The organism is Streptomyces macrosporus (assembly GCF_039533145.1).
Lineage (GTDB): Bacteria > Actinomycetota > Actinomycetes > Streptomycetales > Streptomycetaceae > Streptomyces > Streptomyces macrosporus.
Genome location: NZ_BAAASZ010000026.1, coordinates 77,338 through 92,130, shown reverse-complemented (window position 1 = coordinate 92,130; position 14,793 = coordinate 77,338). Strand labels below are relative to the sequence as shown.

At 69.2% G+C, this 14,793-nt stretch carries 20 protein-coding genes; 3 read left to right on the top strand and 17 right to left on the bottom strand.

Annotation, left to right across the window (positions count from 1 at the left end):
* Window positions 1-387: 387 nt before the first annotated feature.
* From ABD335_RS17445 to ABD335_RS17435, 3 genes are all read right to left on the bottom strand, one after another.
* Entirely contained in the window at window positions 388-1,353 is a 966-nt protein-coding gene (locus ABD335_RS17445; protein WP_425583674.1) for a FadR/GntR family transcriptional regulator, read from the bottom strand.
* Between the two features lie 290 nt (window positions 1,354-1,643).
* Entirely contained in the window at window positions 1,644-2,399 is a 756-nt protein-coding gene (locus ABD335_RS17440) for an NUDIX hydrolase (RefSeq protein WP_344323910.1), read from the bottom strand.
* A gap of 55 nt (window positions 2,400-2,454) precedes the next feature.
* Window positions 2,455-3,240 carry a DUF4192 domain-containing protein gene (locus ABD335_RS17435; protein WP_425583664.1) on the bottom strand — a complete coding sequence of 262 codons (786 nt, stop codon included), beginning with the start codon at window positions 3,238-3,240 and terminating at the stop codon, window positions 2,455-2,457.
* 118 nt (window positions 3,241-3,358) lie between these two features.
* Between ABD335_RS17435 and ABD335_RS17430 the strand changes: the two genes are divergently transcribed.
* Window positions 3,359-3,535 (top strand): hypothetical protein, encoded by a 177-nt coding sequence (locus tag ABD335_RS17430; RefSeq protein ID WP_344323908.1) that lies wholly within the window; start codon window positions 3,359-3,361, stop codon window positions 3,533-3,535.
* 69 nt (window positions 3,536-3,604) lie between these two features.
* Here ABD335_RS17430 and ABD335_RS17425 read toward each other — a convergent pair whose 3' ends face one another.
* Window positions 3,605-4,201 carry a hypothetical protein gene (locus tag ABD335_RS17425; protein ID WP_344323906.1) on the bottom strand — a complete coding sequence of 199 codons (597 nt, stop codon included), beginning with the start codon at window positions 4,199-4,201 and terminating at the stop codon, window positions 3,605-3,607.
* A gap of 168 nt (window positions 4,202-4,369) precedes the next feature.
* Here ABD335_RS17425 and ABD335_RS17420 point away from each other — a divergent pair, with 168 nt between their 5' ends.
* Window positions 4,370-6,535 (top strand): NACHT domain-containing protein, encoded by a 2,166-nt coding sequence (locus ABD335_RS17420; RefSeq protein WP_344323904.1) that lies wholly within the window; start codon window positions 4,370-4,372, stop codon window positions 6,533-6,535.
* A gap of 111 nt (window positions 6,536-6,646) precedes the next feature.
* Here the strand turns inward: ABD335_RS17420 and ABD335_RS17415 are convergent, their stop codons facing one another.
* The 12 genes from ABD335_RS17415 to ABD335_RS17360 form a co-directional block, all read right to left on the bottom strand.
* Window positions 6,647-6,880 carry a hypothetical protein gene (locus ABD335_RS17415; protein ID WP_344323902.1) on the bottom strand — a complete coding sequence of 78 codons (234 nt, stop codon included), beginning with the start codon at window positions 6,878-6,880 and terminating at the stop codon, window positions 6,647-6,649.
* A gap of 593 nt (window positions 6,881-7,473) precedes the next feature.
* Window positions 7,474-7,653: a hypothetical protein gene (locus tag ABD335_RS17410; protein WP_344323900.1), complete on the bottom strand. Its 180-nt coding sequence runs from the start codon at window positions 7,651-7,653 to the stop codon at window positions 7,474-7,476.
* Window positions 7,654-7,716: 63 nt separating this feature from the next.
* Window positions 7,717-8,256 carry a hypothetical protein gene (locus ABD335_RS17405; RefSeq protein ID WP_344323898.1) on the bottom strand — a complete coding sequence of 180 codons (540 nt, stop codon included), beginning with the start codon at window positions 8,254-8,256 and terminating at the stop codon, window positions 7,717-7,719.
* On the bottom strand, window positions 8,253-8,477 hold the full coding sequence (locus ABD335_RS17400; protein ID WP_344323895.1) for a hypothetical protein: 225 nt from the start codon (window positions 8,475-8,477) through the stop codon (window positions 8,253-8,255). The genes ABD335_RS17405 and ABD335_RS17400 overlap by 4 nt, the downstream gene beginning before the upstream one ends.
* Complete coding sequence (locus ABD335_RS17395) at window positions 8,474-8,899, bottom strand: hypothetical protein (RefSeq protein WP_344323893.1); 426 nt, start codon at window positions 8,897-8,899, stop codon at window positions 8,474-8,476. Before ABD335_RS17395 ends, ABD335_RS17400 begins: the two co-directional genes overlap by 4 nt.
* A complete protein-coding gene (locus ABD335_RS17390; protein WP_344323891.1) occupies window positions 8,889-9,911 on the bottom strand; it encodes a hypothetical protein in 1,023 nt (340 codons plus the stop codon). The genes ABD335_RS17395 and ABD335_RS17390 overlap by 11 nt, the downstream gene beginning before the upstream one ends.
* Window positions 9,911-10,309: a hypothetical protein gene (locus tag ABD335_RS17385; RefSeq protein WP_344323889.1), complete on the bottom strand. Its 399-nt coding sequence runs from the start codon at window positions 10,307-10,309 to the stop codon at window positions 9,911-9,913. Before ABD335_RS17385 ends, ABD335_RS17390 begins: the two co-directional genes overlap by 1 nt.
* Window positions 10,306-10,485 (bottom strand): hypothetical protein, encoded by a 180-nt coding sequence (locus ABD335_RS17380; RefSeq protein ID WP_344323887.1) that lies wholly within the window; start codon window positions 10,483-10,485, stop codon window positions 10,306-10,308. Before ABD335_RS17380 ends, ABD335_RS17385 begins: the two co-directional genes overlap by 4 nt.
* A 262-nt stretch (window positions 10,486-10,747) precedes the next feature.
* Complete coding sequence (locus tag ABD335_RS17375) at window positions 10,748-11,983, bottom strand: AAA family ATPase (RefSeq protein WP_344323884.1); 1,236 nt, start codon at window positions 11,981-11,983, stop codon at window positions 10,748-10,750.
* Window positions 11,984-12,069: 86 nt separating this feature from the next.
* A complete protein-coding gene (locus tag ABD335_RS17370) occupies window positions 12,070-12,285 on the bottom strand; it encodes a hypothetical protein (RefSeq protein ID WP_344323882.1) in 216 nt (71 codons plus the stop codon).
* Window positions 12,282-12,500 carry a helix-turn-helix domain-containing protein gene (locus tag ABD335_RS17365; RefSeq protein WP_344323880.1) on the bottom strand — a complete coding sequence of 73 codons (219 nt, stop codon included), beginning with the start codon at window positions 12,498-12,500 and terminating at the stop codon, window positions 12,282-12,284. The genes ABD335_RS17370 and ABD335_RS17365 overlap by 4 nt, the downstream gene beginning before the upstream one ends.
* Window positions 12,497-12,697, bottom strand: coding sequence for a helix-turn-helix transcriptional regulator (locus tag ABD335_RS17360; RefSeq protein WP_344323878.1), 201 nt, complete (start codon window positions 12,695-12,697; stop codon window positions 12,497-12,499). Before ABD335_RS17360 ends, ABD335_RS17365 begins: the two co-directional genes overlap by 4 nt.
* A 243-nt stretch (window positions 12,698-12,940) precedes the next feature.
* Between ABD335_RS17360 and ABD335_RS17355 the strand changes: the two genes are divergently transcribed.
* Window positions 12,941-14,224 (top strand): tyrosine-type recombinase/integrase, encoded by a 1,284-nt coding sequence (locus tag ABD335_RS17355; protein ID WP_344323876.1) that lies wholly within the window; start codon window positions 12,941-12,943, stop codon window positions 14,222-14,224.
* Here ABD335_RS17355 and ABD335_RS17350 read toward each other — a convergent pair.
* Window positions 14,136-14,669, bottom strand: coding sequence for a DUF4192 domain-containing protein (locus ABD335_RS17350; protein WP_425583663.1), 534 nt, complete (start codon window positions 14,667-14,669; stop codon window positions 14,136-14,138). The two genes, ABD335_RS17355 and ABD335_RS17350, sit on opposite strands and share 89 nt — an antisense overlap.
* Window positions 14,670-14,793: the final 124 nt, after the last annotated feature.

Genomic DNA, 14,793 nt, shown 5'->3' with positions numbered 1-14,793 from the left:
ACCTCTCGGAACGATGGAAACGGCTTCGGCCCCGCCCACGAAGGATCCGGAACCTGCAAGCCCCGGCGGGGATGACCGGCGGCTCGGGTGGAAGCGACGGGGAAAGTCCGACACCGGACACGGCGTCGCATTTCCCCGGCGGCTGCCACCTCTTGAGTCATCGCGCTGCCGCGCGAAGCGTTACGCCTAATTAGAGTGTCCCGAGTCACAGGACATACACGGTCGGATCGCCTTTTACGTGATGTATCGCCGGACGCTCCGCGCGGCACGACCGGTGCGGCGGAAGCGGATCGGGGCTGCGACGGACGTGGATCACGGACCTGGGCGGTGTCGCCGGATCCCGGGTCGGAATCCGGCGACACCGCGGAGCACGATCGGTACCGACTGTCAGTGCTCGCGCGGCGCGGGCACCACGTGGTCGGAGGAGCCGCCCGTCGCCGGAGCCTCCGACGCCGTTCCCGCCGTCGCGGGGACGGACGCCGTCGGGGCCGGGGCACCGGAGGTCGCCGGCACGGCCGCCTCGGAGGAGACCGCGAGCAGTCGGCGCATCGTGCTCTCGGCGGTGGCGGCCTCACCGGAGGCGATGGCGTCGGCGATCCTGCGGTGGTGGGTCACCGACGCCTCGGTGGGGCGCTCGCATCCGACGGCGGGGGCACCGGAGACCTGGAGGGCCGCGGCGACGATGCCGGAGAGGTGCTCCAGCATCCGGTTGCCGGCGGCCTGGAGCAGGAGGGCGTGGAACTCGGCGTCGGCTCGGGAGAAGGTCAGGGCGTCCCCCTGGGCGAGCGTGTGGCCCATGATCTCGACCATGTCGGCGAGGCGCTGCTGGATCTCGTCGCGGCCGTGGTCGGCGGCGAGGCGGGCGGCGAGCGGCTCGATGGCCCAGCGCAGTTCGCACAGCTCGCGGCGCTGGTCCTCGCGCTGCGGGCCGAAGGCACGCCACTCGATGATGTCGGGGTCGAGGAGGTTCCAGTCGCTGACCGGGCGGACCCGCGTGCCGACGTTGGGGCGGGCGCTGACCAGGCCCTTGGCCTCCAGGACCCGGAGCGACTCGCGGACGACGGTGCGGGAGACCTCGAAACGCTGACCGATCTCCTCGGGAACGAGGGGTCGGTCGGCACCGAGGTCACCGGAAACGATCATCTGGCCCAGTTGCTGTACGAGTTGTCCGTGCAGCCCACGTCCTCGGTTTCCGGCGGCACGGCGTCCGGCCCGGGCCATGTCCGCCTCGCCGCCGTCCCAGGCGGAGACGCTGGTGGCACGGACCGCGCCGGTCGACTCGGCGTAGGCGTAACGGTCCGGCTCGCCCGGACCGGCGAGGCCGGAGTCGGCGGAACGGGCCGAGGTCATCATGGTGTGCGCAAGGGTAGTCACGCATCCTTTGTCGGCGGTGCTCCGGACGGCCTTGAGGGCTTTGGTGAAAAGCACACGAAAGGGTGATCGGCGGCCCCTGCATAATTGACGCCTTATCGGAAGGAAACGCTCTTTCGATCGGGCGCGCGCGGAAGTTGGCGAAGTCGGCGCGTGCCGGCGCAGGCGACCGCGACGGGAAGACCCGCCCGACCGGCGGGACTCCGCGGTGGGAGGGAACGAGAGCGCGGAGCCCTCTCCGGTCCGGCATCCGGCCCCGTTCCCGCGCCCCCTCAGATCTCCGGACGCAGCATGGGCGGGTTCAACAGCGTGGCCCCTCCGGCCCGGAAGAGCTGTGCGGGCCTGCCGCCCTGGCGGGTCGTCGTCCCACCGGTCGGCACCAGGAAGCCGGGGGTGCCGGTGACCTTGCGGTGGAAGTTCCGCGGATCGAGCGCGACGCCCCACACCGCCTCGTAGACCCGCCGCAGTTCCCCCACCGTGAACTCCGGCGGGCAGAAGGCGGTGGCGAGCGAGGAGTACTCGATCTTCGAACGGGCGCGCTCCACCCCGTCCGCGAGGATCCGGTCGTGGTCGAAGGCGAGCGGTGCGGGTCGGTCACCGTCCCGCACCGGGCCGCCACCGGGAGTCGACAGGGTGTCCACCTGTGCCCAGCGGACGCTGTGCGCGTCTCCCCCGGCCGTGGGGGAGGGAAGATCCGGGGCGAGCACCAGGTAGGCGACGCTGACCACCCGCATCCGCGGATCCCGCCGCGGGTCTCCGTAGGTCGCGAGCTGTTCGAGGTGCGCACCCACGTGCCCGCTGCCCGGATCCTGCACCTGCAGCCCGGTCTCCTCGGCGAGTTCCCGGGCCGCCGCGGCCTCGAGGTCCTCGTCGATCCGCACGAAGCCACCGGGCAGCGCCCACCTCCCCTGGTACGGCGGCTCGCCCCGGCGTACGAGCAGTGCGCACAGCGCGTGCCGGCGCACGGTGAGCACGACCAGGTCGACGGTGACGGCGAAGGGAGGGAAGGCCGACGGGTCGTAGGGCATGGCGTGATCATAGTCGTCTGCCTGACGATAAACAGGGGCTTCCGTCTCCCCGTGGTCAGTTGCGGGTCACCGCGTCCTCGGAGGTGCGCTCGGCCCGCTGCCGCCGCAGGCACCGCCTCAGCGGCTCGGGGTCGAGTCCGCTGTTGCAGGCGCTGTGCAGCAACCGTGCGAAGACGTACTCCGGATCCAGCTCCAGGGCCCGGCCCAGCGCCACGCGCGCGCCGGGTTCGTCGCCGCTGGACCAGGCGACCCATCCCGCCAGGGTGAGCGGCGCCGCGGCGTGTTCGGCGTAGGCGCCGACGCACCGCCGTGCCAGGGCACGCCACAGCCGGAGCGCGGGTGCCGCGTCCTCGCCCTCCATCCACTCCGCGGCCCAGTCCCGGGCGACCCGGTCCTGGAGGCCGAGGATCAAGGCGGCGGCCTCCTCGTGGGAGAGGAGCCCGTCGTCCCGGGCATCGGCCCGCGCCCGTCCCTCCCGCCGGTCCGTGGTGGGCGTGCTCCGGTAGCGATCGAGCAACCGCCGGGCGAGAGCGAGGGTCTCGGCGCGCACGCTCCGCCGGTCGGCACCGCCGAGCATCCGGGGCACGAGGGCCGTGCCCGCGAGGTCGAGCGCCAGCTCCTGCGGTTCCGCGACCGGCGGCCCGAGCGGTGTCAGCCTGGCGGTCAGTTCCTTGAGGGAGCCCTCCACCCGCATCCCCGCGTACGTGGCGGCCGCCGCCATGACCGAAGTGCCCGGAACGCCCAGCGGGGTGCCGTCGGCGGGGCAGCAGCGGTCGCCCGGGCAACAGTAGGACCAGCTCTGTTCGGGGGGCGTTGTGACCAGCGGCAACACCCGGCGCACCGGCCCTGACCTGCGACTCAGATCTATGGGCATCAACCGGCATCACTGCCGATCGACGGGTCTCGCGCCCACCTCGCGCCCACAAGATCGACCCCCGCACCCGAAGAAGCGATCACCAATGACCCCCGAAGAACTGATCACCGTCGCCGACGAGATCGAGCATCTCGACCCGGGCGATCTGACCCGGCTCGCCGACGCACTGGACACCCTGCGCGTAGACGACCCCAACCCCGGCCTGGACCTGCTGGCCGACCTGATCGCCGTTTGCTTCGATGTTCAAGCCGGAGCGGCCTGAGTGCGGCCTGGCTCGCGCTCTTTAATCGCTTCCGGGCGGGCTGTCTTCGGTACGCCCAGCCGGTAGGGGCTACTCGGCCTGCGTATCCGTGACCTCTTCGAGGCTGCCGTGGTAGTCCAAAGACCACCGAACGCCGTCATCATCAGTGAAGTGCACGACAGGTGGATTCTCACGAGACTCCTGCGGGGTCATCGTGATGGAGACATAGGCATACGCCTTCCCTGCTCCGATCAGCGGAACAGGTGTGACTTCGCTCCATTCGGGAAAACCACCCTCCTTCCTGACTCGAAGCGCTCTAGGACCGGCTGGCAAATCCCCGAAATAAACCTGAACGGAACGGATCGGCGCATCACTCCCATTGAGAACTTCTACGCCCAAACGCCCTGCCCCCCTTAGCTTCCCTAACTCAGGAACGAACACATGGCCACAGAATTCAGCCACACTCATCTTGACCCGCCGAGCCTGAGCCACCTTCCGGTCCTGCGCCGCAGCCCGCAGCTCGACACGCTCCAGAGCCAGGTTCTCGGACTGCTGGCGGATGAACTCCCGCTGCTCGTCGATCTGGTCCCGTTGGGACTTCAGCGTCCACACCGCCGCCGCTGCGGCCAGGGCGGCGAAGACGGCCCCCAACCACGTCGGGGCGTCCCCCCAGTCGATTCCTCCCACATGGGGCAGCGTAGGGCAGCCGTACGACAAAGCCCTGCCCGACAACGGGAGTTGGGTACGGCCAGCAGAAACGTCCCTGGCTTGATGTGAACGGCTCCCCGGCCGAGGTAGAGCAAGGCACGATGGTCTGCTGTGAGACGTGGGGGACAGAGTCAAGTACTGAAGCGCGTGGGCGTAAGGCTGCTGCTGCTTACCGGCATGGCAACGGCCGGTGCCTTGCTGCTGGCGTGGCACTTTGAGTTCGGCGTAGCCCAGACCGCAGCTGCGGTCCTCTCTTCCGTGGCACCATCGCTCTACCTGGGCTGGAAGTCGTTCAAGCACGATCGCGTCGAGGCCGCTGCCGTGGACCTGGCAGCAGTGACCGATCGGTTGGCGGACGCGGTGCGCAAGCAGTGGGAGGCCGAGGCCGAGGTCCGCCGGATCAACGACCCCTACCCGCTGCCGGTCTCCTGGCGGGCCGCAGACCCGGACCTGGTGGAGCCCTGGGAGCTGCTGACCGACCTGGCCCGCGCCTGGCCCGGCGGACCCCCAAGCGATCCGGCCCGCTGGCCGACGGACGCCGACGGACTGGCGGGCGGTGACGCCCAGATCGGCCAGGTGTTCAGCGAGCGGGTGCCCACGCGCCGCCTGGTCGTGCTGGGCGAACCCGGCGCGGGCAAGAGCGTGCTGCTCATCCACCTCTTGCAGGACCTCATCGCGCGACGCCCTGCGGGCGGACCGGTGCCGGTGCTGTTCTCCCTGGCGGCTTGGGACCCCAACCGGCAGCGGCTGGACGCGTGGATGGCCGAGCAACTGCGGCGTGCCCACCCCGGCCTCCGCGCCCCGGCCTCTGCCCCGGCCACGGCCGTCACTTCCCGGCCCGAAGCCCACGACCTGGCCCAGGAACTGCTGGACGCCCGGCTGATCCTGCCGCTGTTGGACGGATTCGACGAGCTGCCCCCGGCCCTGCACGCCGTCGCGCTCGATGCGATCAACCGGACTCTGCCCGCGAAGCTCCCCCTGGTCCTCGCGGCCCGAGCCGCCGAGTACCGCGCGGCGGTGGCTCGCCCGGATGCCGTGGTGCGGCTCAACGGCGCGGCGGGCATCCGCCTGCTCCCCGTCACCCGGGAGCAGGCCGCCGACTACCTGCGCCGGGACGCGGGCGGACCGCACACGCCTGCCGCCCGGCGATGGGATACCGTCATCGCCCAACTGGGCACCGACACCCCGGTCGGACAGGCCCTTGGCACCCCGCTCGGGCTGTTCCTGGCCCGCACCATCTACAACCCGCGCCCCCAAGCCGCTCCCGGCCCGGATCCCGCCCCACACCCGGACGAACTGTGCGACACGGCTGCCTTCCCCGACCGCTCCGCTGTGGACCGGCACCTGTTCAACACCTTCATCCCCGTTACCTACGCTCCCCATCAGCCCAACCCACCTCGTTGGCCAGTCGACCAAGCGCTCCGCACCCTGGTTTTCCTTGCCCGACACCTGGAAATCAATCGTGGCAGGAGTCCTGACCTGGCTTGGTGGGAACTCGCTCACGCTGTCCCGCGACACGCTCGCTACCTTTTGAACGTAACCCTCTTCGGACTCATATTCGGGACCCCCATAGGATTTCTAGATGGACCCAGCGGGGCTATCCGTGGCTTCATTTTCGGCAGCGCCATTGGCATACTGGGAAGCAACTCTTGGAATTTTCCACTTGCGCCAGCAGTGCGAGTAACCTGGTCGCCTCGAAAATCCATCCGAGGAGCCAGGCTCGGAGTCACCGTATTCCTCGCGATAGGAATATATTTTAGCTTCATCTACAATCCTTCAACCGGACTAAAGATTGGGCTTGCATTCGGTCTCGCCCTTGGCCTCATGCAAGCAGCCATAGCCGGATTGGAGGTGGAAGAGTCAGATTCCGCTACAGCCACTGACCCGCTCTCACTTCTAGCCCGAGATCGCCGATCTTCCCTGACCACAGGGATAACCTGTTCGCTCGCAATTGGAATTTCGATAGGAACGCTAGGCGAACTCATCAGCGAATTCCTCAAAAGCCCCGAAGGGGCTCCCCTCAAGGGAATCGAAAAGGGAATACCGGGCGACTTCATGACCGCAGCCGCAGAAGGAACCCTCATAAGTCTTGCACTTATATTCGGAGTCATCCGCGCTGGCACAAAATGGCTAGACTTCACGCTGACTCGCGTGCACCTAGTGGCATACCGCAAAGTCCCGAGAAACCTGATGGCGTTCCTCCAGGACGCACATCAGCGCGGCGTGCTGCGACAGGTCGGGCCGGTGTACCAGTTCCGGCACATCGACCTACAACGCCACCTCGCCCAGCAGCCCTGGCCGCCTGCCGCGTGAGGCCGGGACCAACTCGGCAGCCATTCGCCTAGATCTTGTAGTCGGACGCCTTCATCACGTCATCGGCACGTCCGATCTCCCCGAATGCCGAGCTGGCGGTCCTGCGCGTCCTCACCACACCCCGGACGACGGGCCCCACTCCCCCGTCACGTCGCACCAGACCCAGTGCCGCCCGTCGTCGGGCTTCGGTGGTCGCGCGGCGGCCTGGACGGGATGGCCCTTCGCGGCCCGCAGCGCGTTGCCCTTCCGCGCCCCGGCCGAGCGGTTGCAGCGAGCATGTTCCCACCCGGCGATCTCGCCGGTGAGGTCGTCATGACCCAGATCCATGGCGTCCGGGTCGTCCATGGGACGGGCACAGCGCCTACACGGCGTTCCGACCGCAGCGGCCTTCGTGGTGTCGCGGAGTTTCCGGAATTCGGCGTCGTACATGCCCCGGCACGCCGGACAGCGCCTGGCCGGACGTCCCGTGCGCTGGTGAAAGCTCCGGTCACAGTCCTCACAGGTCAGGCACATGGTCCTTCGTCCTTTCGTATACGCCCATCGGGGAGCGATTCCGGGCCTCCCATAGAGCCGGAATAGGGAGAGAAACGTTGGCGGGGCGGGCGGGGTGAGAAGGCGTGCCATTCCGTGCACCCCCGCCCCCCTCCTTTCCAGCAGCGGCCGGGAGTCCGGGTGGGTGCGAAGAATACGAGCCGCGCGGTCGAAAGGCAGCACACCGGCGAGGAAGTCGTACTCCTCGCGCCGTTACTGCTCCAGTGCCGTCGATTGCGCCACCGGCGCACGGATTCCTTCGTGCTGCGGTGCCGCAGAACCAGCACTGCATCGAGTGCGGTGCGGATTCGAGCGGCGAGGCGATCGTTCCTCACTGCGGTCCACAGTCCATGCGTCCATGTACGCACACAGGCATAGGCAGGCACATTGGTCTGTCTGTTGTGCCATCACGAACGTTCTTCATCTTGCTGTTCTTTGTCTTGTTGCTCTTTGCCTTGTTGTTTATCTTCAGTGACTACATCATCGATACAACTACTGCATGGATGATGCAGTAATGGATCAGCAGCAAGGATGGATACAGCGTTCTCGTTCTGTGCTTGGTGGATACGCTTGGCAGATATCAGCACAGCGTCACGCACCTGAGCGGAGAACGTGGACCACGACCGAGGTGGCCGTGCTGCGACGGCCATTCAGCCCGCCTGCCGATCCTCTTCCCGACCGACGCGGACAGCGATCTCCCGCTTCCGCTCCAGGCGACTGAGCTTGTCGCGCACCCGCGCGAGCACGGCCTCGGCCCCGTCCAGACGCTCCTTGGCCTGCTCCTCGGCGGCGGCGAGCTTGGCCCGCTCCCGGGCCGAGACGCGGCGCACGGGGACCGCACCGTCGGTGCGCATCACGAACGAGGCGGTGTCGACCCCGGCGGCCTGGGCGTCCTGGAGCGCGGCGAGCCACGCCGCCTGCGCGGCGGTGAACTCGTTCAGGGCCTCGTCGACGGCCTTCTCCGCGTCGGCGACGGGTCCGGCCCACTCGACCATCGCAGCGCCTTCCGACGGACCCGGGGGGTCGTAGGTCGGATACACGAGATAGCCGTCGGCGTACTCGTACAGCCCGTCGGTCATGCAGTACTCGCCGATCCGCACGGTGCGACATCCGAAGTCGGTTCGCGCCCGGCCGCACCGGGGGCACTTGGCGGCCCGGCCGAACGCTTTGTTCTCGGCTGCCTTCCTCATCGCTCACCCTCCCCTGCCAGGGCGCGGGCCACGGCGATGTCCTTGGCCCGCTCGACGATCGCGGTCAGGTAGTCGCTGTTCTCGATATCGAGATTCAGGATCCGCGTCTGGAGCAGATACCGAGCATTGGAGTGGACTGCCGACAGGTCGGCGATTTCCAGGGCGTCCTGGAGCCTTCCTTGTGCTTCCTCGGTGGGGCTGCGGTAGGTCTTCTCGGTCATGACCAATGTCCTTCCTCGTACGTGCGGAACTCGCTCTCGTCGCCGTCCGCGAGCCGTTCCAGGCACTGGACGGCCACGAGATAGCCCGCCTCCGGCGTCAGTGAGGCGTCGAGCCAGATCTCGTTCGGTCCGGTCCTCGGACGGCACCGCCCCAACGGGGGCAGAAGGTCGCGGAAGGCGATGAAGTTCGCGTCCTTCCCGGTGCCGAAGAACCGCACGGCGACGTCTCCGAGCTCCGGGGCGTACGCCGCCGTGGCGGCCTGGGCGGCGGCGCGGACCTCGGCCGGGACGGCGGAGTCGGGGACCCGGGCGTACGCGACGCCGTCGCGGCGGAGGATCTCGTCGTAAACATCCGCGATCTGGGCGGCGAGGTGCAGGCCGTCGAGCCAGCCGTGCCAGCGACGAGAGGTCTTATCGGGCATCCCGGATGCCCTCCAGCCACTCCATGCGGGCGAACTGGTCGTAGATCTGCGCCTCGGTCTCGTCGCCACCCGCCATGTGGCGGATCTCGTGGGCGGCCACCCGCCACGCCTCGTCGGGCGACAGTTCGCTCCGCACCCAGATCTCGTTCGGATAGCTCTTCGGGTGACACAGCCCGTTGAGCGGCCAGACCGACCAGAAGCCCGCCCGCTTCTCGTCGGTCTCCTCCGCGAAGTACTTGATGGTGATGTCTTCGGAGATACCGAGTTCGGGGGCGTAGCGGGCCAGGGAAGCCCGTGCGGCGGCCTTCACGGTCTCGGGCACGAGGACGTCGGGCACCCGGGCGTACCCAATGCCGACGAGCCGCTCGGCCTCGTTGCGCACCTTCAGCGCCTCGACGGCCATCTCCATGCGGTCCGAGACCGCCTTCAGCTCGGCCAGCTCGTCGCGCTCCAGGCGCTGCTTGATGCGGCGCAGCTCGTCGCGGACGGCGGCCGGGGCAGGCCTGCGGTTCGGTCGCTGCCGCCGGTCGTTCTTGACGGCCAAAGTCCGGGTGCCGACCCCTGCGCCGACCAGGACCGGGGAGACCTCGTGGACGGCGACGCCGGGCCTGCCGTCCTTGGCGGGCGTCAGGAAGCGGACACTGCGTCCCTGGAAGGTGCCGGTGCGCGACCCGCCATCGAGCACGGTGAAGCCGTAGGAGTACTCCTGAAGGGCGGGCGGATGCTCGAAGTCGTACTTGATGGCCTCGAACCAGTCCACGGCGGCCGGGATCTTGAGGTTGAAGTGGATGTCCGCGATGGCCCGACCGGCCTCCTCGCGGATGACGGCCTTGCCCAGCGGCACGTGCGTCCAGTCGTGGGACGGCACGACCTGGGCGGTCTGGCGGCCGAAGAACCCGGGCAGCGTGACATCGTTGTCCTTGTCGACCTGATTCAGGGTCGCGATAACGATGGTGACCCGACCGTCGCCGTTCACGCCTCGGATGACGGGCGTGAACTCTTTCCGTTCCATCACGTTTTCCTGTTCCTGCGGGCCAGTTCGTTTTCCACGACCATCGGGTCGAATCGCCAGACCCCCCGGATTTTCCGACCCGCAAGACTCGGGGCGATTCCCCGGACGTGCCTCGGAGTCACCCCGAGCCGTGCGGCAGCTTCCCGCGCTGACATGGACGACTCTGGCATGGATTCTTCGGTCGGCGCTTCCGTATTGCCGCGCACTGCCCTGAGCTGCCGCGATGCATTTCCGGCCGCTTCCAGCGCGGAAATCCCGGCGTCCAGCTCGGCGCGTTCGACCGGGTGCACCCGGTCGAAGCCTCCGTTGCGCATGTACGAGCGGAGCGCGACCGCCATGAGCAGGGCCGTGTGGCCGCCGATGACGACCGACTCCTCGGTGATGCGGTGGGCGCTCACGTCGGCCTCGGGCGGAAGGGACAGCCGGGCGTGTGGCCGCCGTCGATGGCCGTGGAGCAGAAGGCGCAAGTGCTCTCCGGGGGCGTCAGCGGCGTCCTGGGCGGCCGGATGGGGAACGGATGGGCGTCCTCGTCGTCGGGGTCGTGCGGGGGGCGGTGCTGATCTTGGCTTCCCATGAGGTTCTCCTCGGTGGCGGGGCGGTACCGGACACGCCCATCACGGGGTGATTCAGGTGTTAGGAGGCTGTGAGCCGCAGGGCTTCCAGGCCGTCTGGACAGGGGGTGTCGTGGCGTCGCGCCCTTATAGGGGCGCGACACCTTGCGACACCCCTCGTCGCGGGGGGTGTCGCGACGCTGCGACGCACTCTCTGACCTGCGGTTTTCCTGTCCGAGGGGGGTGTCGCGTGATCATGGTTTGCGACGGGGGTGTTTTTCAAGATCACGCGACGCGCTCCCAGGTCTTCTCGTGGCCGGGCAGAGGGTTGTCGTTCGTCGTCAGACCGAGGTCCTTGAGTTTGTTCAGGGCGGCCGAGACGGTGTTGCGCTTGAGTCCGTGGCCGTACCGGGAGGCAATCCGGTCCGTGATCGCCGGAATCGTGGACGGCCGGTCGCCCAGGGCCTCCAGGACCTTCCGCTCCGCCGGTGTCAGCCGGACGCCGTCCTCCTCGTCGTCCTCCGGGACCTCGGAGCAGAGGACCGCGTACCGCATGGCACTGGTCAGGTCGCCGGGGACCTCCTCGCCGACCTTGCGGATGAACACCAGCTTCCGGTCGGGGATCTCGTCGCCACGCAGCGCCCAGCTCAGCGTGACGGTACTCTCGCCGGTCACCGGGTCGGTCGATCGGTTCTTGACGCCCATGGAGATCAGGAAGCGGCCCCAGGCCCCCGGCCCCACCCCGGAGGACCGGTCGTGGCCGCTGCCGCTGCCGGTCTTGTTCCAGTGATGGGAGATGATCAGCGAGGCACCGCCGTCCTGGACGATGTGCTGGATGCTGCCGAGCAGCTCGCCCATGGAGATCAGGTCCGAACTCTTGGCACCGCTGGCCGCGAGGTAGAGCGGATCGACGATCACCAGGCTCGGCCGGTACTGCGCGATGGCCTGCCGGATCAGCTCCTGGTGCTGGGCACTCTTGAGCTGCGGCGACCGGAACACCGGGATGATCTCCAGGGCATCGGCCTGCTCCCGCGTCAGCCCCTTGGAGACGGCGATCGCCCGGATGCGCCGGACGGCCTTCCGTTTCGATCCCTCGCCGAAGAAGACGATCACCGGCCCCGGCTTCTCGCACCCGAACCGGCCGAGCCACGGCAGCCCGGCCGCGCACGACACCGCCGCGTCCAGGAGGGCCCAGGTCTTTCCGGCCTTGTCCTCGGCGCTGAGCATCCCGTAGTCGCCGTCGACCAGAGCGTCCCGGAACAGCCACCGGGGCGGGCCGGAGGCGTCCACCTCGGCCGCGTACTCGCTCAACGGCCGGAACACGAGGTCGGCGCTGCCGGACACCTGCGGGATCGGGGCGGCGGCTCCGTTCACGGCGTGCGCCCGGTGCAGGCACGGATGGCGCTGGTGGTGGTCGGGGCAGAGGTCGGCCGCCTGGTCGTTGTCCTCCTCCCTCCCGGCCTCGGCGAGGGCGGCGAGATCACTGTCGCTCGGCTGTCCGGACGGCGGTATAGTTGACATCGGTGATCATATTCACTTTCCTGCGGGTCAGTGGGTGAGTGTTCAGACGGCCGTCGGACTTCCCGGCGGCCGTCGCCATATCCGGCTCACGGATTTCCCTTCTTGCGGGCCCGCTTGGCCCGCCGGGCACGTTCGCGGTTGGCTGCACGCCAAGCCCGGGCCCGTTCGCGTTCCTGCTCCGGGTTCAGCCAGTAGCGAGAACGCTGGTAGACCCTCTTGCAGAGTCCGCACCTGGTCCCCCGGCCCTTTCCGTTCGAGACGCGCTGCCAGGAGCCGCAGACGGCGCAGGGACGGTCGCTCATGCCGCCTCCTTGGGCGGTGCGGCCAGAGCGCCCACGTCCGCGCCCAGGGCCGCCGCCAATCGCGCCAGCACTTCGGCGGAGGGGAGGCCCTTGCCTTTCTCGAAGGAGCGGATCGCGTCTTCGGAGACCCCGGCCCGAATGGACAAGGTCAGCCGGGTCATCCGCCGCTGTTCGCGCAGGGCCTTGAGCATGGCCGGGAGCTGCGCGGCGCTCACGGCCTGCTCGGCTTCCGTACGTGGGCGGCGATGTACGCCTCCACATCCTGCGGCCGGTAGCGGACGTGGGTGCCGATCTTCACCCAGTCGGGGCCGTACCCCCTGTATCGCCATTGAGGAACGGTTCGCCGATCGACGCCCAGGATCTCGGCGACCTCGTCGGAGGTGAGGAGCCGCTCGACGCTCTTGGTGGCCATGGGGACCTCCCTGGTTGGAATGCCTGTGGCCTCCAGCGCACCAAGGCCACTGGACAGAACCCCGAGAATCCGGCCCCGGAACCCCCTCCGAACGCCTCTACAGAGGGGGCGTCCAGCCCTTTTGACCTGCGCCGATGGGCTCGTCGCGGACGTTGGTCAGAACCGTGCCCGTCACGCGGGGCGGGGCGCAGTACGCTGGGACGCAAGGGCAGCGATAGCAATGCGCCCAGGGAGGCGGGCACCATGGCCGCCGTCACCGACCTCTGGCATACCTCGAAGCCGAAGACCTCGCGCGGCACCTGCGCCGAGCACGGCAAGGTCCCGACTGCCTTGCATGGCAGGGGCCGTCGGTGGCAGGTCCGCTGGCGTGCGGCCAACGGCAGGCAGTGCAAGGAGACCTGGGCGAAGCGGGCGGACGCCGACCGCCGGGCCGCCCAGGTGTCCGCCGATCTGGCGCGTGGCCTGCTGGGCGACACCGCCACCGGCCGGGAGACGTTCCGCGAGGTCGCCGAGCGCTGGGCGGCCACCGCCCACCACCGGCCGGGCACCATGGAGCGCACGGAGCGCGTGCTCCGTCGGCACATCCTGCCGACTTTCGCCGACGTGCCGATCCGGGCCGTCTCCCGCCGGGACGTCCAGGCCTGGGTGGCCGACCGGGCGGACGTGCTCGCGCCCAGCACGCTGAGCAGCACCTACGCCATCCTGGCCGCGATCTTCAACGAGGCGGTGCGCGACGGGCTGATCACCCGGTCGCCGTGCTCGCGTATCCGGTTGCCCGCCGACGCCCACCGCGAGGTCCCGCCGCCGTCGGCGGTCCAGATCGCCGCGCTGGTGGACGCCGCCCCGGCGCACTACCGGGCCGCGCTGGTACTGGCGGCCTCCGCCGGGCTCAGGGCCGGAGAACTCTTCGGGCTGGAGTTGGACTGCCTCGACCTGGAGGCGGGGACGGTCACGGTCCGGCGGCAGCTCGTCGGCCCGACCGCCGGTGCCCCCTATCTGGACCGGCCGAAGACGGCCAAGAGCCTGCGCACCGTCCCGCTCCCCCCGGTGGCCGTGAAGGCCCTACGCGCCCATCTGGCGGCCTTTCCTCCCCGTGGCGTGGAGCTGGACGACCGGAGCGACCCCAGGCGACCGGAGCGGCGTACGGCGATGCTGGTCTTCCCCTCCTCCGAGGGGGAGCCGGTGCGGCGCTCGAACTGGGCGCGGCGGTGGGAGAAGCTCGTCCGGCGGGCGGACGAGGCGCTGGTCGCGGCCGGGCAGGAGCCGATCGCCGAGCGGACCACGCTGCACACCCTGCGACACGGGTACGTGTCCACGCTGGTGCAGGCAGGAGTGTCGATCAAGGCCGTGCAGACGTACGCCGGGCACTCCAACCCGGGCGTGACGATGAAGGTCTATGCCCATGTCCTGCCCGGTGCGGACGACACCGCGCGGACCGTCATCGAGAACGCCTTGGGCGCTGCCGGTGCGCCCATGGTGCGCCCACAAGATCCACCACAGGACGAAAGCGCTGGTCAGGAGCGATGAAGCAGCAACCGGACCAGTACCGCCCGTCGGAGACGCACAGCGCCTCGTACACGGGCATGTCCAGTGCCCCGCAGGCGGTCCGCAGCCGCTGGGCGAGCGGCCTGAGCCGCTCCATGACGGCTCGGCCGCTCTCGCCCTCGGCCGGATCCCGGTAGAGGAAGACGAGCGCCCCGTCGGGTCGCTCGCCCCGCGCGGCGCTGTTGTCGCGCAGGCAGTCGGCGAGTTGCTCGGCGAGGTCGGCCCATCCCTCCTCACCGGAGGGGATGCCCACCCGGAGCCGGCCGCCGAAGCGCCCGTTGGGACCGTGGAGGCCGACCAGGACGATGGAGTCGTCGGGGTGGTAGCCGAGCAGGTACGGAAGGGAGTCGATCAGCTCGGCCGGACCTCGCAGGGTGACCCGAGTGGTGGCGGACGGCTGCCGTGCCGATTCACTGTGCTGTGTCATGCCCCGACGGTGACGCGGGTGGACGCGGCGCCGCTCGCGGTCGTCCACAGGCGGCGGCGATGATCACATGAATCATCGGTTGTCCACAGGTCCCGTTCGCGCGGTGTCGGTGCGATCGGGTTGC